General features: G+C 70.8%; 19 protein-coding genes. 9 read left to right on the forward strand and 10 right to left on the reverse strand.

The window, feature by feature from the left end; genetic code table 11:
* Positions 1 to 28: 28 nt before the first annotated feature.
* Together ACZ66S_RS20345 and ACZ66S_RS20350 are read right to left on the reverse strand one after the other, a co-directional pair.
* Positions 29 to 814 (reverse strand): Pr6Pr family membrane protein, encoded by a 786-nt coding sequence (locus ACZ66S_RS20345; RefSeq protein ID WP_469902885.1) that lies wholly within the window; start codon positions 812 to 814, stop codon positions 29 to 31.
* Between the two features lie 177 nt (positions 815 to 991).
* Positions 992 to 1,918 carry a metallophosphoesterase gene (locus tag ACZ66S_RS20350; protein ID WP_469902886.1) on the reverse strand — a complete coding sequence of 309 codons (927 nt, stop codon included), beginning with the start codon at positions 1,916 to 1,918 and terminating at the stop codon, positions 992 to 994.
* 100 nt (positions 1,919 to 2,018) lie between these two features.
* Between ACZ66S_RS20350 and ACZ66S_RS20355 the strand changes: the two genes are divergently transcribed.
* Positions 2,019 to 2,483: a GatB/YqeY domain-containing protein gene (locus ACZ66S_RS20355; RefSeq protein WP_469902887.1), complete on the forward strand. Its 465-nt coding sequence runs from the start codon at positions 2,019 to 2,021 to the stop codon at positions 2,481 to 2,483.
* Positions 2,484 to 2,608: 125 nt separating this feature from the next.
* On the opposite strand, the gene ACZ66S_RS20360 is transcribed toward ACZ66S_RS20355, so the two are convergent.
* Entirely contained in the window at positions 2,609 to 4,894 is a 2,286-nt protein-coding gene (locus ACZ66S_RS20360; RefSeq protein ID WP_469902888.1) for a transglycosylase domain-containing protein, read from the reverse strand.
* Positions 4,895 to 5,401: 507 nt separating this feature from the next.
* Between ACZ66S_RS20360 and wblA the strand changes: the two genes are divergently transcribed.
* The gene (gene wblA / locus ACZ66S_RS20365; protein ID WP_030324083.1) at positions 5,402 to 5,740 is read left to right on the forward strand and encodes a transcriptional regulator WblA; all 339 of its coding nucleotides are present in this window, start codon (positions 5,402 to 5,404) and stop codon (positions 5,738 to 5,740) included.
* A gap of 132 nt (positions 5,741 to 5,872) precedes the next feature.
* Here wblA and bagB read toward each other — a convergent pair whose 3' ends face one another.
* Complete coding sequence (bagB, locus tag ACZ66S_RS20370) at positions 5,873 to 7,270, reverse strand: ATPase BagB (protein ID WP_469902889.1); 1,398 nt, start codon at positions 7,268 to 7,270, stop codon at positions 5,873 to 5,875.
* Positions 7,267 to 8,244: an ATPase BagA gene (gene bagA / locus ACZ66S_RS20375; RefSeq protein ID WP_469902890.1), complete on the reverse strand. Its 978-nt coding sequence runs from the start codon at positions 8,242 to 8,244 to the stop codon at positions 7,267 to 7,269. The genes bagB and bagA overlap by 4 nt, the downstream gene beginning before the upstream one ends.
* Positions 8,245 to 8,361: 117 nt before the next feature.
* Between bagA and ACZ66S_RS20380 the strand changes: the two genes are divergently transcribed.
* The 4 genes from ACZ66S_RS20380 to ACZ66S_RS20395 all read left to right on the forward strand — a co-directional run bounded on the left by ACZ66S_RS20380 (position 8,362) and on the right by ACZ66S_RS20395 (position 11,029).
* A complete protein-coding gene (locus tag ACZ66S_RS20380; protein WP_007383662.1) occupies positions 8,362 to 8,526 on the forward strand; it encodes a DUF4177 domain-containing protein in 165 nt (54 codons plus the stop codon).
* Positions 8,523 to 8,993 carry a RidA family protein gene (locus ACZ66S_RS20385; protein ID WP_469902891.1) on the forward strand — a complete coding sequence of 157 codons (471 nt, stop codon included), beginning with the start codon at positions 8,523 to 8,525 and terminating at the stop codon, positions 8,991 to 8,993. Before ACZ66S_RS20380 ends, ACZ66S_RS20385 begins: the two co-directional genes overlap by 4 nt.
* A 339-nt stretch (positions 8,994 to 9,332) precedes the next feature.
* A complete protein-coding gene (locus tag ACZ66S_RS20390) occupies positions 9,333 to 10,202 on the forward strand; it encodes an NUDIX hydrolase (protein ID WP_469902892.1) in 870 nt (289 codons plus the stop codon).
* Entirely contained in the window at positions 10,199 to 11,029 is an 831-nt protein-coding gene (locus ACZ66S_RS20395) for an MBL fold metallo-hydrolase (protein ID WP_469902893.1), read from the forward strand. Before ACZ66S_RS20390 ends, ACZ66S_RS20395 begins: the two co-directional genes overlap by 4 nt.
* On the opposite strand, the gene ACZ66S_RS20400 is transcribed toward ACZ66S_RS20395, so the two are convergent.
* Both ACZ66S_RS20400 and ACZ66S_RS20405 read right to left on the reverse strand, forming a co-directional pair.
* Positions 11,022 to 11,846, reverse strand: a complete 825-nt coding sequence (locus ACZ66S_RS20400; RefSeq protein WP_469902894.1) for a nucleotidyltransferase domain-containing protein — start codon at positions 11,844 to 11,846, stop codon at positions 11,022 to 11,024. The genes ACZ66S_RS20395 and ACZ66S_RS20400 overlap by 8 nt on opposite strands.
* A gap of 231 nt (positions 11,847 to 12,077) precedes the next feature.
* A complete protein-coding gene (locus ACZ66S_RS20405) occupies positions 12,078 to 12,752 on the reverse strand; it encodes a Crp/Fnr family transcriptional regulator (RefSeq protein ID WP_007383667.1) in 675 nt (224 codons plus the stop codon).
* A 336-nt stretch (positions 12,753 to 13,088) separates the two neighbouring features.
* Here ACZ66S_RS20405 and nth point away from each other — a divergent pair, with 336 nt between their 5' ends.
* The 3 genes from nth (at position 13,089) to ACZ66S_RS20420 (ending at position 16,287) form a co-directional block, all read left to right on the forward strand.
* Positions 13,089 to 14,021, forward strand: coding sequence for an endonuclease III (nth, locus tag ACZ66S_RS20410; RefSeq protein WP_469902895.1), 933 nt, complete (start codon positions 13,089 to 13,091; stop codon positions 14,019 to 14,021).
* Between the two features lie 286 nt (positions 14,022 to 14,307).
* Complete coding sequence (locus ACZ66S_RS20415; RefSeq protein ID WP_469902896.1) at positions 14,308 to 14,997, forward strand: NUDIX hydrolase; 690 nt, start codon at positions 14,308 to 14,310, stop codon at positions 14,995 to 14,997.
* Positions 14,998 to 15,087: 90 nt separating this feature from the next.
* Positions 15,088 to 16,287 carry a MarP family serine protease gene (locus ACZ66S_RS20420; RefSeq protein WP_469902897.1) on the forward strand — a complete coding sequence of 400 codons (1,200 nt, stop codon included), beginning with the start codon at positions 15,088 to 15,090 and terminating at the stop codon, positions 16,285 to 16,287.
* Positions 16,288 to 16,309: 22 nt separating this feature from the next.
* On the opposite strand, the gene ACZ66S_RS20425 is transcribed toward ACZ66S_RS20420, so the two are convergent.
* The 3 genes from ACZ66S_RS20425 to ACZ66S_RS20435 form a co-directional block, all read right to left on the reverse strand.
* Positions 16,310 to 16,495, reverse strand: a complete 186-nt coding sequence (locus ACZ66S_RS20425) for a hypothetical protein (RefSeq protein WP_356462429.1) — start codon at positions 16,493 to 16,495, stop codon at positions 16,310 to 16,312.
* Between the two features lie 127 nt (positions 16,496 to 16,622).
* A complete protein-coding gene (locus ACZ66S_RS20430) occupies positions 16,623 to 17,564 on the reverse strand; it encodes an alpha/beta fold hydrolase (RefSeq protein WP_469902898.1) in 942 nt (313 codons plus the stop codon).
* A complete protein-coding gene (locus ACZ66S_RS20435) occupies positions 17,561 to 18,067 on the reverse strand; it encodes a phage holin family protein (protein WP_469902899.1) in 507 nt (168 codons plus the stop codon). Before ACZ66S_RS20435 ends, ACZ66S_RS20430 begins: the two co-directional genes overlap by 4 nt.
* Positions 18,068 to 18,138: the final 71 nt, after the last annotated feature.

Below are 18,138 nucleotides of genomic sequence, written 5' to 3' on the forward strand. Positions count from 1 at the left end.
GCTGCTCGTCGCGGCGACGTCGTTTACTTTAGCCCACCGGTGGCTGGAGACGAAATCCGGTTTTGGCGCGGTGGCGGATGGGGTTCGGGCGGGCGTGGTCGAGGGCGACCAGGAGGATCGCGAGGGCGTAGAAGGAGAGGCCGAGCAGGAGGGCGTTGCCGAGGACGTTCTTGTAGCCGTGGAGGTCCACGTCCAGGAAGGGGTAGAGGTAGCGGCCCGGTGTGCCCGGCGGGATCAGTTCGCCTCGGATGAAGGAGAACAGCAGGTACGCCAAGGGGTACAGGAGCCACGTCGCCGCCTGGCGCAGGTGCAGGCGGCCGGGGGGCGTCAGCAGGAGCCAGTCAGCCAGTGCCGCCGCGGGGATCGCCGTGTGCAGGAGGTGGGCGGTCACCGCGTGCCAGCCCGTCGGGTGCGCCGCCTCGCCCGTCAGGAGGAAGGGGCTCGCCGCGTTCGCCAGCAGCACGTGGTGCACCAGCGCCGTGATCACGACGTACAGCAGCGCCGCGCCCGTCAGGGCGGACGACAGGGGGCGGCGGGCGGTCCATGCCCTGCGGGCCGACAGCAGGAGCACCAGCGCCAGCAGGATCGTGCTCTGGATCGCGAAGAGGCTCAGGGTGCGGACCGCGCTGCTCAGGAGCAGCTCGACGGTCACGGTTCCCGCGGCCACCAGTGCCACCAGGACGCGGTAGGCGGCGGCCAGGGGGTGGCGTACGGGAGCCACCACCGCCGTGGCAGGGACGGTCGAGGGCAGGAAGGTGGGCATGCCCGGGAGAGCGGGGAGGTCCGGGAGGTCCCTCGGTATCGGCGCGGTCATGCCCTCACGGTAGGCAAAACCGACATAAGGGGCGATTCGGGTGGGCTGGGTGGGTTAACGCCGCCCTTCGCACACCTCTCGGCCCGCGCACCTCTCAGCCCGCCGACCTCAGAGCCAACCCGCCGATTAGCTCACCCGCCGATTGGCCCACCCGCCCCCCACTCAGTCGCCCACCCCTCAACCCCCGCTCACCAACGTCATCAACGTCACCTCCGGCGGGCACGCGAACCGCACCGGCGTGTAGCGGCTCGTGCCGCAGCCCGCCGACACGTGCAGGTACGACGTCCTGCCCTCCGCGGTGTGCCGGGACAGGCCCTTCACCCGGTCGGTGTCCAGGTCGCAGTTGGTGACGAAAGCGCCGTAGAAGGGGAGGCAGAGCTGGCCGCCGTGGGTGTGGCCGGCCAGGATCAGCGGGTAGCCGTCGGCGGCGAACGCGTCCAGCGCGCGCAGATACGGCGCGTGCACCACGCCCATCGAGAAGTCGGCCCCGCCCGACGGGCCCCCGGCCACCTCGGCGTAGCGGTCCCGCTTGATGTGCGGGTCGTCCAGGCCGGTCAGCTCGACCGACGCACCCTCGATCTTCAGCATGCCCCGCGTGTTCGTGAGGTTCTGCCAGCCGGCCGCGTCGAAGCCGTCCCGCAGGTTCTCCCACGGGTTGTGGATGACTCGTACGGCGGGGGCGTTGCCGTTCAGGCCGTGGCGGCCCTGGGCCTTCTCGTACAGATAGCGGGCGGGGTTGCGGAACGTGGGGCCGTAGTAGTCGTTCGAGCCGAAGACGTACGCGCCCGGGAACTCCATCAGCGGGCCCAGCGCGTCCAGGACCTCCGGCACGGCCTCCGGGTCCGAGAGGTTATCGCCCGTGTTGATCACGAAGTCGGGGCGCAGGCCCGCCAGCGAGCGCAGCCACCGCTGCTTCTTGCGCTGGCCGCCGACCATGTGGATGTCGGAGACCTGGAGCACTCTCAGGGGCCGCATGCCGGACGGCAGGACGGGGACCGTCACTCGTCGCAGCCGGAAGGAACGGGCTTCGAAACCCGCCGAGTAGACGAGGCCGGCGGCGCCAACCGCCGCGATTCCCAGGGGAACTCCGTATCGCGCGCGCATGCCTCCATCGTGTCAGATCGTTGCGGCATCCTTGACCGTCGGCCGCCCTCGGGGTAAATGCGCGGGCGCCCATCGACCCGCACCTGCGACAATCACCCCCATGACCACGCTCAAGTCGAAGCTGCAGGAAGACCTCAACGCCGCGATCAAGGGGCGCGACGAGCTGCGCTCCTCGACGCTCCGGATGACGCTCGCCGCGATCACCAACGAGGAGGTCGCGGGCAAGGAGAAGCGCGAGCTCTCCGACGCCGAGGTGCTGAAGGTGATCGCCAAGGAGGCGAAGAAGCGCCGTGAGGCCGCGGACGCCTTCGCCCAGGGCGGTCGCGCGGAGTCCGCGGAGCGGGAGAAGGCGGAGGGCGGGGTCCTCGCCGAGTACCTGCCCAAGCAGCTCAGCGACGACGAGCTGAACGACATCGTGGCCCAGGCCGTCGAGGAGGCGAAGGCGGCCGGTGCCGAGGGCCCGCGGGCCATGGGTGCCGTCATGAAGATCGTGAACCCGAAGGTGGCCGGCCTGGCCGAGGGCGGCCGCGTCGCCGCCGCGGTGAAGAAGCGCCTGGCCGGCTGAGTCCGGAGACCGACAGTCGTACGAGAGCCCGGTCCCGCGTACTGCGCGGGGCCGGGCTCTCGTCCGTCACGTGGGCCTGTCGTCTGTCACGTGCGCCTGTCGTCCGTCACGTGGGCCTGTGGGCGTCAGCCGCGCCCGCCCCCGTTGCCGTTCCCGTTGGTCGTGCCCTGGATGAAGTTCTCCGGGATCGAGAAGGTCGGCGTCGGGAAGTCGGTGTTGCCGTCGTCTCCGCCGTTGTTCCCACCGTTGTCGTTGCCGCCGTTGCCGTTCCCGCCGTTGTCGTTCCCGCGGTTGTCGCCGTTGTCCCCGTCGTCGCCCTTGTCGGGGTCTTCCTTCTTCATGTCCGGGATGTAGACGGTGTTGAACTGCGGGGCGTCCTTGCCCTCCAGCGCGCCGCTCATCATGTCGCGCCAGATCGGGCCGGGGACCTTGCCACCGAACACCTTCTGGTATCCGACGCCACCGATGGTGATGTTCTGCATCTTGCGCTTGTGCGCGGGGTCGCCGACCCAGACCGCGCCGGCCATGTTCGGGGTGTAGCCCACGAACCAGGCCGCGTAGCGCTCGTCGGTCGTACCGGTCTTGCCCGCGCTGGCGCGGCCGCCGCCGAGGCCCGCCTCGGAGCCCGTGCCGTCCTCGACCACGCCCTTGAGGAGCGTGTTGATGGTGTCGGCGGTGTTCTCCGACATCGCCCGCGAGCAGGTCGACTTCGGCACCCGCAGGGACTTCGACTTGTCACCGACCCGCTGGGTGATCGACTCGATGGCCACCGGGGTGCAGTACATGCCGCGCGAGGCGAAGGTCGCGTACGCGTTCGCCATGGTCAGCGGGGACATCTCCTGGGTGCCCAGGGCGATCGACGGGGCCTGCTGGATCTTGCCGCCGTCCGCGCGCTCGACGCCCATCTTCGCGGCCATCTCCGTCACCGGGCAGATACCGATGTCGCTGATCAACTGCACGTAGTAGGTGTTGACCGACTTGGCGGTCGCCTCCTTCATGTCGTACGGGCCGACCTCGGACTCGTTCTCGTTGGCGACCGGCACGCCCTTCTCGTTCCACACCTTGCCGTCGCAGGCCTGGACCGGGGCCGGGTAGTCCATCTCGTACGGCGAGGGGTACACCTTCGTCGCCGGCATCCCGCCCTCTATGGCGGCCGCGGCCACGATCGGCTTGAACGTCGAACCGGGCTGGTAGCCCGCTCCGCCGCCCATGGACCCGTTGACCGAGAGGTTGATCGTCGTCTCGTTCTTCTTGTTGTTGATGCCGTACGGCCGCGACTGGCCCATCGCCAGGATCTTGCCGGTGCCGGGCTGCACGATGGTGGCCGCGGTGGCCACGTCGTCGTCCTGGTAGACGTGCTCCTTGATGGAGCTCTGCACCGACCTCTGGGCCTGCGGGTCCATGGTGGTGCGGATCGTCAGACCGCCCTGGTTCCAGACCTTGGCCCGGGCCTCCTTGCTCTTGCCGAAGACCGGGTTGGTCAGGAAGACCTCGCGGACGTAGTCGCAGAAGAAGCCGGCGCCCTTGACCGCGGTGATGCAGCCGTTCTTCGGCTTGCTGACCTTGAGGCCCAGCGGCTGCTCCTTGGCCTTGTCGGCGTCCGCCTGGGAGACGTCACCGACCTCGGCCATGCGCTGGAGCACGGTGTTGCGCCGCTTGGTCGCCTCGGCCTCGTCGTTGACGGGGTCGTAGCGGCTCGGGGACTGGACGATGCCCGCGAGCAGCGCCGACTGCTCCAGGTTGAGGTCCTTGGCGTGCCGCGAGAAGTAGCGCTGGGCGGCGGCCTCGACGCCGTACGCCTGCTGGCCGAAGAAGGTGATGTTCAGGTAGTTCTCGAGGATCTTCTTCTTGCCCAGTTCCTCTTCGAGCTGGATCGCGTACTTCAGCTCGCGGATCTTGCGGCCGATGGTCTGCTGGGTGGCCTCGGCGACCTTCGTCGGGTCGTCACCGGCCTCCTCCACCGCGACGTTCTTCACGAGCTGCTGCGTCAGCGTGGAGGCGCCCTGGGCGACCCCGCCGCTCTGCGCGTTCTTGTTGAGCGCGCGCAGGACGCCCTTCAGGTCGACCGCGCCGTGCTGGTAGAAGCGCGAGTCCTCGATCGCGACGATCGCCTTCTGCATGTACGGCGACATGTCCTTGAGGTCGACCACCGTGCGGTCGCGTGAGTACACCGTGGCGATGGTGCCGCCCGCGCTGTCGAGGATGGTGGTGCGCTGGCTCAGCGGCGGGGTCTTCAGGTTGGTGGGGAGTTCGTCGAAACTCTCCACCGACCCCTTGGCCGCGAGCCCGAGCGCGCCGGCCGCGGGCAGTGCGATGCCGGCCATCACCGCTCCCGCGAGGACACTGACACCGAGGAACTTGGCGGCCTGCTGCGTGGGTGACAGACCGCCGCCCGAGCGCTTCTTCGACATAGGGGGCAGCCTAATCCGTACTCATGAGCGTTCAGAGGGAGCCCGTGTCACGGCATGGCGACGGAAAAGGACACGACCGCGTCGGAGCGGGCATGACGGCAGGAGCGCCCTACCTTCCCATTCGCCGGACACGCGCACAGGCGTTGGCCTAAGCTGCTCTCAACTGTCACAGCAGTAGGGCCACGTATCAATACGTCCGGCGACCCCGAATCGTTCCGGAGGTTCCCCGACTTTTTGGTGGGGGCGTGTCCGAATCCGCCTCGTGTGTCATTAGGTGCCCGTTGTGACGCAAGACAAGTGTCCTGGTTTGCCGGGATAGTCATGTATGTCGCGGGCTCACTCCCCCGGGTGATCTGCCGCTTACGCATAGTCCGTTCGGGCCATTCAAGATTGGGCCCGAAGGGGGTGTTGCGCTGTGCCTGCCTTCCGTAACGTCCTCAACTGGCGGCGGTGAATATGCCGCTGCCGCCGTGGGGGAGCCTCGATTCGGGAGAGGACGGCGCCGGTATGGGCTGGGTAGTCGACTGGAGTGCGCAGGCGGCCTGCCGCACTACCGATCCGGATGAACTGTTCGTTCAAGGAGCAGCGCAGAACCGGGCGAAGGCGGTGTGCACCGGATGTCCGGTGCGCACGGAGTGCCTCGCCGACGCGCTGGACAACCGCGTCGAGTTCGGCGTGTGGGGAGGCATGACAGAGCGCGAGCGTCGCGCCCTGCTGCGCCGGCGGCCGACGGTGACGTCGTGGCGCAGGCTGCTGGAGACGGCGCGCGTCGAGTACGAGCGAGGGGTCGGCATCCTGCCCCTCGAGGACGACGAGATCTACGAGAACTACGCGGCGGTGAGCTGAGCGGGGCGACGCCCCCTGAGAGGGACGTCCCCCTGCTGAGGGGGACACACTCCTGCTGAGGAGGTGACCCCTCGAATCAGCCGACCCAGGTCAGCCGATTCGGGTCAACCGACTCAAGTTGGTCGACTCGGATCAGTCGACGGCGGTCTCGGGCAGCTCCGGCCGCCCGGCCGCGAGCCGGTTGCCGATGTCCCGCAACCCCGCGAGGTCGTGCACGTCCCCGGGTAGCGCGGCCACTTCGGCCACCGCCACCTCGGGGTGGAGCGCGGTGAAGCGGTCACGCGTGCGCTGCTCGCGGGAGAGCAGGTGCATACGGTCGGCATGCAGCCTCAGCAGGCCTGCGGTGAGCTGGTCGACGGACCGGTCAGCCGACGGGGCGGACCGCTCCTGCTCCGTGCGCTTCGAGTCTGCGTTCTCCGGGTCGGCGGGGGAGCCTTCGTCAGGAACCGGGGCCTCGGAAGCGGGAGATTCTGAACTGCCGTACGTGTCGGGAGAGTTACGAAGTCCAGCTTTCCCACCCTCCTGATCGACAATGCGGGGCTCTTCAAGATTTTCCGCGGCCTCGAGGTTCTCCGCGGCGGCGAGCGCCCGCTCGGCCGAGAGCCGGTCGGCGCCGCTGCCGTGCACCCGGTTCAGCACCAGGCCGGCGAGGGGCATGCGCTCCGCGGCCAGCCGCTCCACGAAGTACGCGGCCTCGCGCAGCGCGTCCCGCTCCGGGGCCGCCACCACCAGGAACGCCGTCCCGGGCGCCTGGAGCAGCTTGTACGTCGCGTCCGCGCGCGTGCGGAACCCGCCGAAGGTGGTGTCCATCGCCGCGACGAACGTCTGGACGTCCTTGAGGAGTTGACCGCCCAGCAGCTTGCCGAGGGTGCCGGTCATCATCGACATCCCGACGTTCAGGAACTTCATCCCCGCGCGGCCGCCGAGCTTGGCCGGGGCGGTGAGCAGCCGGATGAGCCGTCCGTCGAGGAAGGAGCCGAGCCGCTTCGGCGCGTCCAGGAAGTCGAGGGCGGAGCGCGAGGGCGGCGTGTCGACGACGATCAGGTCCCACTCGTCCCGGGCCCGCAACTGCCCGAGCTTCTCCATCGCCATGTACTCCTGCGTGCCCGCGAAGCCCGCCGAGAGCGACTGGTAGAAGGGGTTGTTCAGGATCGCGGCCGCCCGCTCGGCGTCCGCGTGCGCCTCGACGATCTCGTCGAAGGTGCGCTTCATGTCGAGCATCATCGCGTGCAGCTCGCCGCTCGCGGAGTCGTCGAGGCCCTTCACCCGGCGCGGGACGTTGTCCAGCGAGTCGATGCCCATCGACTGGGCGAGCCGGCGGGCCGGGTCGATGGTGAGGACGACGACCTTGCGGCCCCGCTCGGCGGCCCGCAGCCCGAGAGCCGCCGCGGTCGTGGTCTTGCCGACGCCGCCCGAGCCGCAGCACACCACGATGCGGGTGCCCGGATCGTCGATCAGCGGATCGAGATCGAGCACGGGGGCGGGAGTAAGACGGCGGTGCCGGTCCTGCGCGTCGGCGTCCGGGCTCATGACATCCCCTGCTTCCGCAGCTCGGTGGCCAGTTCGTACAGACCCGCCAGGTCCATGCCCTCGGTCAGCAGGGGCAGTTCGTGCAGCGGCAGCCCCAGCTCGCCGAGGACCGAGCGCTGTTCGTGCTCCAGGGCGTACCGCTCGGCGTACTCCTCGGCCTGCTGGATCAGCGGGTCGACCAGCTTCTCGGCGTTGCCCCCGCGGCGGGCGCCGCCGAGTCCGACCGAGGACAGTGCCTTCGCCACCGCGGAACGCTGTGTGGTCCCCACGAGTTCCAGGTCGGTGCCGTCCAACACCTCCGGGCGCACCATGTTCACCACGATCCGGCCGACCGGGAGGTGGGCGGCCCGCAGCTCGGCGATGCCGTCCGCGGTCTCCTGGACGGGCATCTCCTCCAGGAGCGTCACCAGGTGGACGGCCGTCTCCTCGGACTTCAGCACCCGCATCACGGCCTGCGCCTGATTGTGTATCGGGCCGATCTTGGCGAGTCCCGCGACCTCGTCGTTGACGTTCAGGAAGCGGGTGATACGGCCGGTGGGGGGTGCGTCCATCACGACGTAGTCGTAGACGAAGCGGCCCGACTTGCCCTTGCGGCGGACCGCCTCGCACGCCTTGCCCGTCAGGAGGACGTCCCTGAGGCCGGGCGCGATGGTGGTCGCGAAGTCGATCGCGCCGAGCTTCTTCAGGGCGCGTCCCGCTCCGCCGAGTTTGTAGAACATCTGGAGGTAGTCCAGAAGGGCCAGTTCGGGGTCGATGGCCAGTGCGTACACCTCCCCGCCCCCTGGAGCGACGGCGATCTTCCGCTCCTCGTAGGGCAGCGCCTCCGTTTCGAAGAGCTGCGCGATTCCCTGGCGACCCTCCACCTCGACGAGAAGCGTCCGCTTCCCCTCGGTGGCGAGGGCCAGCGCGAGGGCTGCGGCGACCGTCGTCTTTCCGGTCCCGCCCTTGCCGCTGACGACCTGGAGCCTGCTCACGTATTCGAGCGTAACCAGTCGGCGGGGAACCTAAGCAGGAGGCTGTGGACAACGCGGGCACCGGCTGTGGACGCAGCGGCTGAAAGCCCGCGGTGAGCAGCGGCTAAAGTCGGCCGCATGACCAAGAAGTGGGAATACGCGACCGTGCCGCTGCTCGTCCACGCCACGAAGCAGATTCTGGACACCTGGGGCGAGGACGGGTGGGAGCTCGTGCAGGTCGTGCCCGGGCCGAACAACCCCGAGCAGCTCGTGGCGTACCTGAAGCGGGAGAAGGCGGCGTGAGCGGGGCCATCGAGGCGCGCCTCGCGGAGCTGGGGCTGACGCTGCCGGAGGTCGTGCCGCCGCTGGCCGCGTACCAGCCGGCCGTGCAGTCGGGGGTGTACGTGTACACCTCGGGGCAGCTCCCCATGGTCGAGGGCAAGCTTCCGGTCACCGGGAAGGTGGGCGCGGAGGTCACGGCCGACGAGGCGAAGGCGCTGGCCCGCACGTGTGCGCTGAACGCGCTGGCGGCGGTGAAGTCCGTGGCCGGTGATCTCGACCGGATCGCCCGGGTGGTGAAGGTCGTGGGGTTCGTGGCGTCGGCCTCGGACTTCACGGGACAGCCGGGTGTGATCAACGGCGCGAGCGAGCTCCTGGGCGAGGTGCTCGGCGACAAGGGCGTGCACGCGCGCAGCGCGGTGGGCGTGGCGGTGCTGCCGCTGGACGCGCCGGTCGAGGTCGAGGTCCAGGTGGAGCTGGCTTCCGAGTAAGCCTGCGGTGTTTGGGCGGGCGGGGTCGTCGTACGGCTGCGGGTTCGGTGGGGGCGGGCGTTTCGCGCAGTTCCCCGCGCCCCTGGACCCCTGCGGCGCCCGTCCGGGCGGGCGAGGTGACAAGGGGTCCGTCGTGGCACGGCTGACTCAACTCCTCGGCCGACTGCAACTCCGCAGGGGCGCGGGGAACTGCGCGAACAGCCCCCACCGGCCCGCACCCGCCCCACAACCGAACCTGCCCCCCCAGGCGCCCGACCAGCCACAACGGGCACCCACCCCACGCGTCACTCTATGGGTGCCCCTCTCGAACATCCGCGCCCCAGGAGTTAGCCTCCGGCCATGGCAAACGGGCAGTGGTACCCAGCGGAATGGCCGGACCGTATCCGCGCGCTCGCGGACGGCGCGCTCGTGCCGGCCGTGCCCAGGCGCGCCGCCACCGTGATGCTGCTGAAGGACGGGCCGGCCGGGACCTTCGTGCACATGCTGCGCAGACGGTCCTCCATGGCGTTCGCCGGTGGCGCGTACGCCTACCCCGGCGGTGGCGTGGACCCCCGCGACGACGAGCACCAGGTCCACTGGGCGGGCCCCACGCGCGCGTGGTGGGCGGCTCGGCTCGGGGTGGACGAGACCACGGCTCAGGCGATCGTCTGCGCGGCCGTGCGGGAGACGTACGAGGAGGCCGGCGTCCTGCTGGCCGGGCCGACGGCCGAGTCGGTGGTCGGTGACACCACGGGCGCGGACTGGGAGGCGGACCGGGCCGCCCTGGTGGCCAGGGAGCTGTCCTTCGCGGAGTTCCTGGAGCGCCGGGGGCTCGTGCTGCGGTCGGATCTCCTCGGGGCCTGGACGCGCTGGATCACCCCCGAGTTCGAACCCCGCCGCTACGACACGTGGTTCTTCGTCGCCGCCCTCCCGGAGGGTCAGCGCACCCGCAACGCCTCGACCGAGGCCGACCGCACGGTGTGGATCCGACCCCAGGACGCCTGCGAGGGCTACGACAAGGGCGAGCTGCTGATGATGCCGCCCACCATCGCCACCCTGCGCCGGCTCACCGCGTACGGCACCGCCGCCGAAGCGCTCGCCGCCGCGCCCGACCGTGACCTGACCCCTGTGCTCGCGCAGGCCCGGCTGGTGGACGGCGAGATCGTGCTCTCCTGGCCGGGGCACGACGAGTTCACCAAACACATCCCGACCGGTGGAGCCCCCGCATGACCGACGCCGCAGCCCTCCCCGGCCAGCCACGGGGCGGGGTCCTCTCGGGCCCCGCCACGGCGCGAGCCGTCAACGTCCTAGCGCCCAACGCCTCGGCGATGACCCTGGACGGCACCAACACCTGGATCCTGTCGGAGCCGGACTCCGAACTGGCGGTCGTCGTCGATCCCGGTCCGCTCGACGAGGGGCATCTGCGGGCCGTCGTCGACACCGCCGAGGCCGCCGGCAAGCGGGTCGCGCTCACGCTGCTCACCCACGGCCACCCCGACCACGCCGAGGGCGCCGCCCGTTTCGCCGCCCTGACGGGCACCAGGGTGCGGGCCCTGGACCCCGCGCTGCGCCTGGGGGACGAAGGGCTCGGCGCCGGGGACGTGGTGCGGGTCGGCGGGCTGGAGCTGCGCGTGGTCCCGACGCCCGGGCACACCGCCGACTCGCTGTGCTTCCATCTCCCCGCCGACCGGGCCGTCGTCACCGGTGACACCATCCTGGGGCGCGGTACGACCGTCGTGGCCCACCCCGACGGCCGCCTGGGGGACTACCTGGACTCCCTGCGCCGCCTGAGGTCCCTGACGGTCGACGACGGCGTCCACACCGTCCTGCCGGGCCACGGGCCCGTCCTGGAGGACGCCCAGGGGGCCGTGGAGTTCTACCTCGCCCACCGGGCCCATCGGCTCGCCCAGGTGGAGACGGCCGTGGAGGACGGACACCGGACGCCCCAGGCCGTCGTGGAGCACGTGTACGCGGATGTGGACCGGTCGCTCTGGCCCGCCGCCGAGCTGTCGGTGCGGGCGCAGCTCGAGTACCTGGAGGAGCACGGGCTCATCTAGGAGCCTTCACGCCGTGCACGCGCGCGTACTCGTCCGCCAGCCAGGGGCCCAGATCGTCGACGTACGCGCGCAGTACGGCCATGTCGGCGGCCGGGGCGCTGCCCAGGACGGCCGCCGCCCGTAGCTGCTCGGCGCGCTCGGGGTAGTACGCGCCGAAGACCTGCGCCATCTCCGCCAGATCGCTCGTCCAGCCGTTCCAGCGGGGCATGACCAGGGTGAACGCGGTGCGGACCAGGTGCCGCGACATGAAGCGGACCAGGCGAGTCCGGGACTCGTCCGAGTCCGCCGTCTCGATCCGTTCGCGCCAGCGGGGGAGCAGGAGGGCGAGGTCGCCGTTCGTCTCGCGGGCCAGGAGCGAGTCGGGGCGGTAGCGCGGAAGGTACTCGGCCAGGTCGTCGCCGAGCAGCGGGGTGCACAGACAGGCCACGAACCAGCCCAGGTCGTGGCGTTCCGGGTCGCTCAGCAGGAGCTCCCGGCTGTACAGCAGCGTCCCGACGCCGTCGATCTGCGGGAACTCCTTGTCCAGCGCCTCCCCGAGCTCCCGTACACCCTCCTGGTCCGCGTCGGTCGGTTCGTCCCGCAGGGCGAGCAGGAGGTCGAGGTCGCTGCGGCCCACGCGCGCGGTGCCGCGCGGCACGGAGCCGTACAGGTACGCGCTGTGCAGCCTCGGCCCGAACAGGTCCAGCACCCGGTCGCGGGCGGCGGCGACGACCGGACGGAACGGCTCCGGGATCCGCCCGAGGGAGCCCTCGCGCTCGATGTACCCCTGGGCGTCGAGTCCCTTGGGGGTGAGAGGAGGAACTGTTTCGGCGGTCATGGGATCACTGTGCCCGGGGCCGGGCCCTGGAACAGCTCATTTACGGCCCTGGGCGGCCCGTGTGGGGCCGAACGTGGTCACCGGGGGGAAACGGGCGTGCGGGGAGCGGGGTGCCGCGGGAGCGGCAGCAGTGGCGATCATGAGCGTCGCCGGGACCGGCTCCCGCCCCGGGGACACGACAAGGGCCCCGCCACACGGCAGGGCCCTTCGATGTCGTACGACGGTCCGCGCTCAGCGGGAGCGCTTCGCGAGCCTCTCGACGTCCAGGAGGATCACCGCGCGGGCCTCCAGGCGCAGCCAGCCGCGCTGGGCGAAGTCCGCCAGGGCCTTGTTGACCGTCTCGCGGGAGGCGCCGACGAGCTGGGCCAGCTCCTCCTGCGTGAGGTCGTGGACGACGTGGATGCCCTCCTCGGACTGCACGCCGAAGCGGCGGGAGAGGTCGAGCAGCGCGCGGGCCACGCGACCCGGCACGTCCGAGAAGACCAGGTCGGACATCTGGTCGTTGGTCCTGCGCAGACGCCGCGCGATGGCGCGCAGCAGGGCGGAGGCCACCTCGGGGCGCGCGCTCAGCCAGGGCTGGAGGTCGCCGTGGCCGAGGCCGAGCAGCTTGACCTCGGTCAGCGCGGTGGCGGTCGCCGTGCGCGGGCCCGGGTCGAAGAGCGACAGCTCGCCGATGAGTTCACCGGGGCCGAGGACGGCCAGCATGTTCTCGCGGCCGTCGGGGGAGGTGCGGTGGAGCTTCACCTTGCCCTCGGTGACCGCGTAGAGCCGGTCGCCCGGGTCGCCCTCATGGAACAGGGAGTCGCCACGCGCGAGAGTCACCTCACTCATGGAGGCGCGCAGTTCCGCGGACTGCTCGTCGTCGAGTGCCGCGAAGAGCGGGTTGCGCCGCAGAACGTCGTCCACGAGTTCTCTCCTTGTCGACCTGCTCAGGGGATCTTGTTCCCCCTTGGTACCAGGGGAACCCGGTGCCCATTTTGCCGGACGGTCCAAACAGTGTGATCTGTCACAAGGATGCCGCACACATGTCCCGGGGTAAGCGGCAGGGGTCCAATTGGGGGCCGGTCTTCGGGGTCCGGGGCGGATGTCAGTGCCGGGCTCTAGGCTGGCCGGGTGTCCAAAACGCCGGTGAGAGCACAGGCCAAGGGGGCTGGGCGAGTGGTTGCACGGCGCGATTCCGCTGTGGGCGAACAGGGCGCCGGGGGCGGCAGGAAAACGGCAAAAGCGGCAGGGAAGGCTCCGGTGGAGAAGAGGGCTTCGGCGAAGAAGACGGCGAAGAAGGCGGCTCCCGTGCGGAAGGCGGCCGCCGTGAAGGAGGCGACCGTCGCCCCCAAGAAGGCGACGGCCGCGGTGAAGAAGGCGTCGGCCACCAAGGCGGTCGCCGCGAAGCCGCCGAGGGACGAGTCACGGACCGCCCTCGTCCGCCGCGCCCGGCGCATCAACCGAGAGCTCGCGGAGGTGTACCCGTACGCCCACCCCGAGTTGGACTTCGAGAACCCCTTCCAGTTGATCGTGGCGACGGTCCTGTCCGCGCAGACCACCGACCTGAGGGTGAATCAGACGACCCCCGCGCTGTTCGCCAAGTACCCGACCCCAGAGGACCTGGCCGCGGCCAACCCCGAGGAGGTCGAGGAGATCCTCCGGCCGACCGGGTTCTTCCGGGCCAAGACCAAGTCGGTGATAGGGCTCTCCAAGGCGCTGGTGGAGACGTTCGGCGGCGAGGTGCCGGGGCGCCTGGAGGACCTCGTCACGCTGCCCGGTGTGGGCCGCAAGACCGCCTTCGTCGTCCTGGGCAACGCCTTCGGGCGGCCCGGCATCACCGCCGACACGCACTTCATGCGGCTGGTCAGGCGCTGGCAGTGGACCGACGAGACCGAGCCCGACAAGATCGAGGCCGCCGTCTCCGCGCTCTTCCCGAAGAGCGACTGGACCGACCTGTCGCATCACGTCATCTGGCACGGCCGCCGTATCTGCCACGCCCGCAAGCCCGCCTGCGGCGCGTGCCCCATCGCCCCGCTCTGCCCGGCCTACGGCGAGGGCGAGACGGACCCCGAGAAGGCGCAGAAGCTCCTCAAGTACGAGAAGGGCGGCTTCCCGGGCCAGCGGCTGAACCCCCCGCAGGCCTATCTGGACGCGGGCGGCAAGGCCGCGCCGCCGCTGGGGGCCACCGGGTGAGGGCAGGGACGGCACGGACGGCCGGGACACGCCCCGGGGACGAGCCGGGCAGGCCGGGTGAACTGGGGTCGCCGGGCTGCCGTACGGCGGAAGTGCCCGTGCGAGGGCGGTCGCTGGGCCGGACCGGGGCGCCGAACCAGTCCGGCACGTCAAGCAGAACCGGACCGCGGAGCAGGACCAGGACGTCAGGCAGGACCGGGACGTTGCGCCCCGGCGTCCGTGGTGGCCCGGTGGAACGATCTAGGGCCCGTCAGGCGTTGGGCAGGGCAGGACGACGGGGGTGGCGATGACACGGGCGAGTCATACGGAGGGCGTGACGCTCAGCAAGGACGGCCTGCCGGGCTGGCTGGACCCGGTGGCGCACGCCGCGGAGACGGTCGAGCCGCTCCAGCTCAGTCGCTTCCTGCCGCCGGCGAACGGCGCGGGTCGGCAGTCGGCCGTGCTGGTCCTGTTCGGCGAGGGCGAGCGCGGACCCGAACTGCTGCTCATGGAGCGGGCGAGTTCGCTGCGGTCGCACGCCGGGCAGCCGTCCTTCCCGGGCGGCGCGCTCGACCCGGAGGACGGTGACCCGCAGGGCGACGGGCCGCTCCGGGCCGCCCTGCGCGAGGCCGAGGAGGAGACCGGCCTCGACCCGTCCGGCGTCCAGCTCTTCGGCGTGCTGCCCAAGCTGTACATCCCGGTCAGCGGCTTCGTGGTGACCCCGGTGCTGGGCTGGTGGCGCGAGCCGACCCCGGTCGGGGTCGTCGACCCGAACGAGACGGCCCGCGTCTTCACGGTCCCCGTGGCGGATCTCACGGATCCGGACAACCGTGCGACAACCGTCCACCCCAGCGGGCACCGAGGTCCGGCATTCCTGGTCGAATCGGCCCTCGTCTGGGGCTTCACCGCCGGGATCATCGACCGGATCCTGCACTTCGCGGGCTGGGAGCTGCCCTGGGACCGCGAGAAGCAGGTCCCGCTCGACTGGCGCGCATGACAGGGTGGCGTCCGTGCTGTGTCTTCCCGGGGACAGCCCCCGACGGCCGACCTGTGGTGAACGCGAAGTGATGAGGCGAGGCTCGAACCGGTGAACGTGCTGGACATCCTGTTGCTGGTCGCCGCCGTGTGGTTCGCGATCGTCGGCTACCGCCAGGGCTTCGTCGTCGGCATCCTGTCGGTGATCGGTTTCCTGGGCGGCGGCCTAGTCGCCGTCTACACCCTCCCCGTCGTCTGGGACGCCGTGACCGACCACGCGGAGGTCGGCACGGTCGCCGCCGTCGTCGCCGTGGTCGTCGTCATCGTCTGCGCCTCCATCGGCCAGGCCCTGACCACCCACCTCGGCAACAAGCTCCGCCGGTACATCACCTGGTCACCGGCGCGCGCCCTGGACGCGACCGGCGGCGCCCTGGTCAACGTCCTCGCGATGCTCCTGGTCGCCTGGCTGATCGGCTCCGCGCTCGCCCAGACCACCATGCCGACCGTCGGCAAGGAGGTCCGCAGCTCCAAGGTGCTCCTCGGGGTGCAGGAGGCGCTGCCGGGCGCGGCCGACACCTGGTTCCAGGACTTCACCTCGGTCCTCGCGCAGAACGGCTTCCCGCAGGTCTTCAGCCCGTTCTCCAACGAGCCCATCAAGGAGGTCCAGCCGCCCGACCCGAAGCTCGTGAACAGCGCGGTCGCCGTCCGTGCCCAGCGCTCCATCGTCAAGGTCATGGGCACCGCCCAGAGTTGCGGCAAGGTCCTGGAGGGCACCGGCTTCGTCTTCGGCGACCGCCGCGTCATGACCAACGCGCACGTCGTCGGCGGCGTCGACGAGCCCACGGTCCAGATAGGCGGCGAGGGCAGGAAGTACGACGCCACGGTCGTCCTCTACGACTGGCGGCGCGACATCGCCGTACTGGACGTGCCCGACCTGGACGCGCCCGCGCTTCGGTTCACGTCCGAGGACGCCGCCAGCGGGGACAGCGCGATCGTCGCGGGCTTCCCGGAGAACGGCTCGTACGACGTCCGCTCCGCGCGCGTACGCGGGCGCATCGACGCCCACGGACCGGACATCTACCACCGCGGCACCGTGAACCGCGACGTCTACTCCCTCTACGCCACCGTCCGCCAGGGCAACTCCGGCGGCCCGCTGCTCACCCCGGAGGGCAAGGTGTACGGCGTGGTCTTCGCGAAGTCGCTCGACGACCCCGACACCGGGTACGCGCTCACCGCGGACGAGATCCAGGAGGACATCGCCAAGGGGCGTACCGCGAACCAGCAGGTGGACAGCGATAGCTGCGCGCTGTGAGAAGTCCCGCGGGACGGGCGCGTCAGCCGCGGGGGTGACGCAGGCGCACCGAGACCCAGCGGGCCCGGCGGCGCAGGATGCGCGGAATGCCCACCCTGAGGTCGGTGCCGCCCGCCAGTTGCGGGGCACCGCCCTGGTGGTGGGAGCTCAGAGCAGCGCCCGAGCGTCGATTGCGTGCCGCGTCACTGTAGTCGTGCGTCCAGCCCATACCCGGACGTGTGCCCCCGCCCCAAGGTCGATAACCGCCCCCACGCCCCCCAATTGGCCTATGCGCCGGGCAAGTGGCCGTTCGTAGGACAGGCGTTCAGATCCGGATACCGGGCGCGACCTTTCGGTCACCGATCAGGCTCGGGATCCTTCAGCCAGTTGATCAGTTCTGTCGAGAAGGCGACCGGATCCTCCTCGTGCGGGAAGTGGCCGAGGCCGTCGAACAGCCGCCAGCGGTACGGCGCTTCGACGTACTCCCCGGAGCCCGCCGCGCTCCTGGTCCGCATCACCGGGTCGAGCGAACCGTGCAGATGCAGGGTCGGCACCCGGACGGGCCGCTTCATGCGCCGGTTGAACTGGATCCCGTCGGGCCGGGCCAGGGAGCGCACCATCCAGCGGTACGGCTCGATCGAGCAGTGCGCCGTCGCGGGGATGCACATCGCCGCGCGGTACGTCTCCACCGCCTTGTCGTCCGGCAGCCGCGGGCCGGACCAGTCCCGGATCAGCTCGGCGACCAGCGCGCCGTCGTCCGCGGTGAGCTGCCGCTCCGGCACCCAGGGGCGCTGGAACCCCCAGATGTAGGAACCGGCCCGCGTCTGCCTGAGGTCCGCGAGCATCGCCGAGCGCCAGCGCCGGGGATGCGGCATCGAGGCGACCGCGAGCCGTCGTACGAGCTTGGGACGCATCGCGGCCGCCGTCCACGCCAGGTAGCCGCCCAGGTCATGGCCGACCAGCGCGGCGTCCGGCTCGCCGAGGGAGCGGATCACGCCGGTGACGTCGAGGGCGAGGTTGGCGGGGTCGTAGCCGCGCGGGGTGCGGTCGCTGCCGCCGACCCCGCGCAGGTCCATGGCCACGGCCCGGAAACCGGCGTCGGCGAGCGCCTCCAGTTGGTGGCGCCAGGTCCACCAGAACTGGGGGAAGCCGTGCAGGAACATCACGAGCGGTCCGTCGCCCATCTCGGCGATGTGGAAGCGCGCGCCGTTGGCCGCCACGTCCCGGTGCGTCCAGGGACCGTCGGGCCGTACGAGGGAGGCGGGCTGCTGCGCCGAAGGGGTGGCGGGGTCGGTCATGACGACGAGCGTGCCACAGCCTCGATGGCCTTCGTCTCCCGGACCCGCTCCTCCAGGACCTTGGCGTCGCTGTCGGGACGCGGGTGCGGCTTGGCGTTCTGGAGCACGCCGGCCGTCTCCTTCACCGAGGCGGCGACCTTCTGCGGGCCCTTGCCCTTCTGCGCCTTCTTCGCGAAGACGACACCGATCAGCGCGAGGACCAGCGCGACGAGGACGTTGGCGGCGAAGGACAGCAGGAAGCAGACCGCGAGGTTCCAGTCGCTCCAGGTCCGGATGCCGTACGCGAGCGCGAAGTTGAGCATCGGCAGGGAGAACAGCAGCACCCCGCCGGCCACGCTGAACGCGCCGCCGCTCATCGCGCCCCGCTTGACGTCCTGCTTGAGCTGCGCCTTCGCCAACGCGATCTCGTCGTGCACCAATGCCGACATCTCGGTCGTCGCCGAGGCGAACAGTTGGCCGATGCTGCGTTCGGCGCCGACCGGGCTGCCGTCGGGTGCGCTCATCGCGGTCTCCCTCTTCACTGACTCGGTGTGGGACGTGACTCTGTATGTCCGTGTCTTTGGTACCGTCCCGT

The sequence above is a fragment of the Streptomyces sp. NPDC107471 genome (assembly GCF_055582845.1).

Bases quoted from the DNA above. Each gene is read 5' to 3' on its own strand.
- ACZ66S_RS20345 (WP_469902885.1), bottom strand. From the start codon at position 814: ATGACCGCGCCGATACCGAGGGACCTCCCGGACCTCCCCGCTCTCCCG.
- ACZ66S_RS20350 (WP_469902886.1), bottom strand. From the start codon at position 1,918: ATGCGCGCGCGATACGGAGTTCCCCTGGGAATCGCGGCGGTTGGCGCC.
- ACZ66S_RS20355 (WP_469902887.1), top strand. From the start codon at position 2,019: ATGACCACGCTCAAGTCGAAGCTGCAGGAAGACCTCAACGCCGCGATC.
- ACZ66S_RS20360 (WP_469902888.1), bottom strand. From the start codon at position 4,894: ATGTCGAAGAAGCGCTCGGGCGGCGGTCTGTCACCCACGCAGCAGGCC.
- wblA (WP_030324083.1), top strand. From the start codon at position 5,402: ATGGGCTGGGTAGTCGACTGGAGTGCGCAGGCGGCCTGCCGCACTACC.
- bagB (WP_469902889.1), bottom strand. From the start codon at position 7,270: ATGAGCCCGGACGCCGACGCGCAGGACCGGCACCGCCGTCTTACTCCC.
- ACZ66S_RS20380 (WP_007383662.1), top strand. From the start codon at position 8,362: ATGACCAAGAAGTGGGAATACGCGACCGTGCCGCTGCTCGTCCACGCC.
- ACZ66S_RS20390 (WP_469902892.1), top strand. From the start codon at position 9,333: ATGGCAAACGGGCAGTGGTACCCAGCGGAATGGCCGGACCGTATCCGC.
- ACZ66S_RS20395 (WP_469902893.1), top strand. From the start codon at position 10,199: ATGACCGACGCCGCAGCCCTCCCCGGCCAGCCACGGGGCGGGGTCCTC.
- ACZ66S_RS20400 (WP_469902894.1), bottom strand. From the start codon at position 11,846: ATGACCGCCGAAACAGTTCCTCCTCTCACCCCCAAGGGACTCGACGCC.
- ACZ66S_RS20415 (WP_469902896.1), top strand. From the start codon at position 14,308: ATGACACGGGCGAGTCATACGGAGGGCGTGACGCTCAGCAAGGACGGC.
- ACZ66S_RS20425 (WP_356462429.1), bottom strand. From the start codon at position 16,495: ATGGGCTGGACGCACGACTACAGTGACGCGGCACGCAATCGACGCTCG.
- ACZ66S_RS20430 (WP_469902898.1), bottom strand. From the start codon at position 17,564: ATGACCGACCCCGCCACCCCTTCGGCGCAGCAGCCCGCCTCCCTCGTA.
- ACZ66S_RS20435 (WP_469902899.1), bottom strand. From the start codon at position 18,067: ATGAGCGCACCCGACGGCAGCCCGGTCGGCGCCGAACGCAGCATCGGC.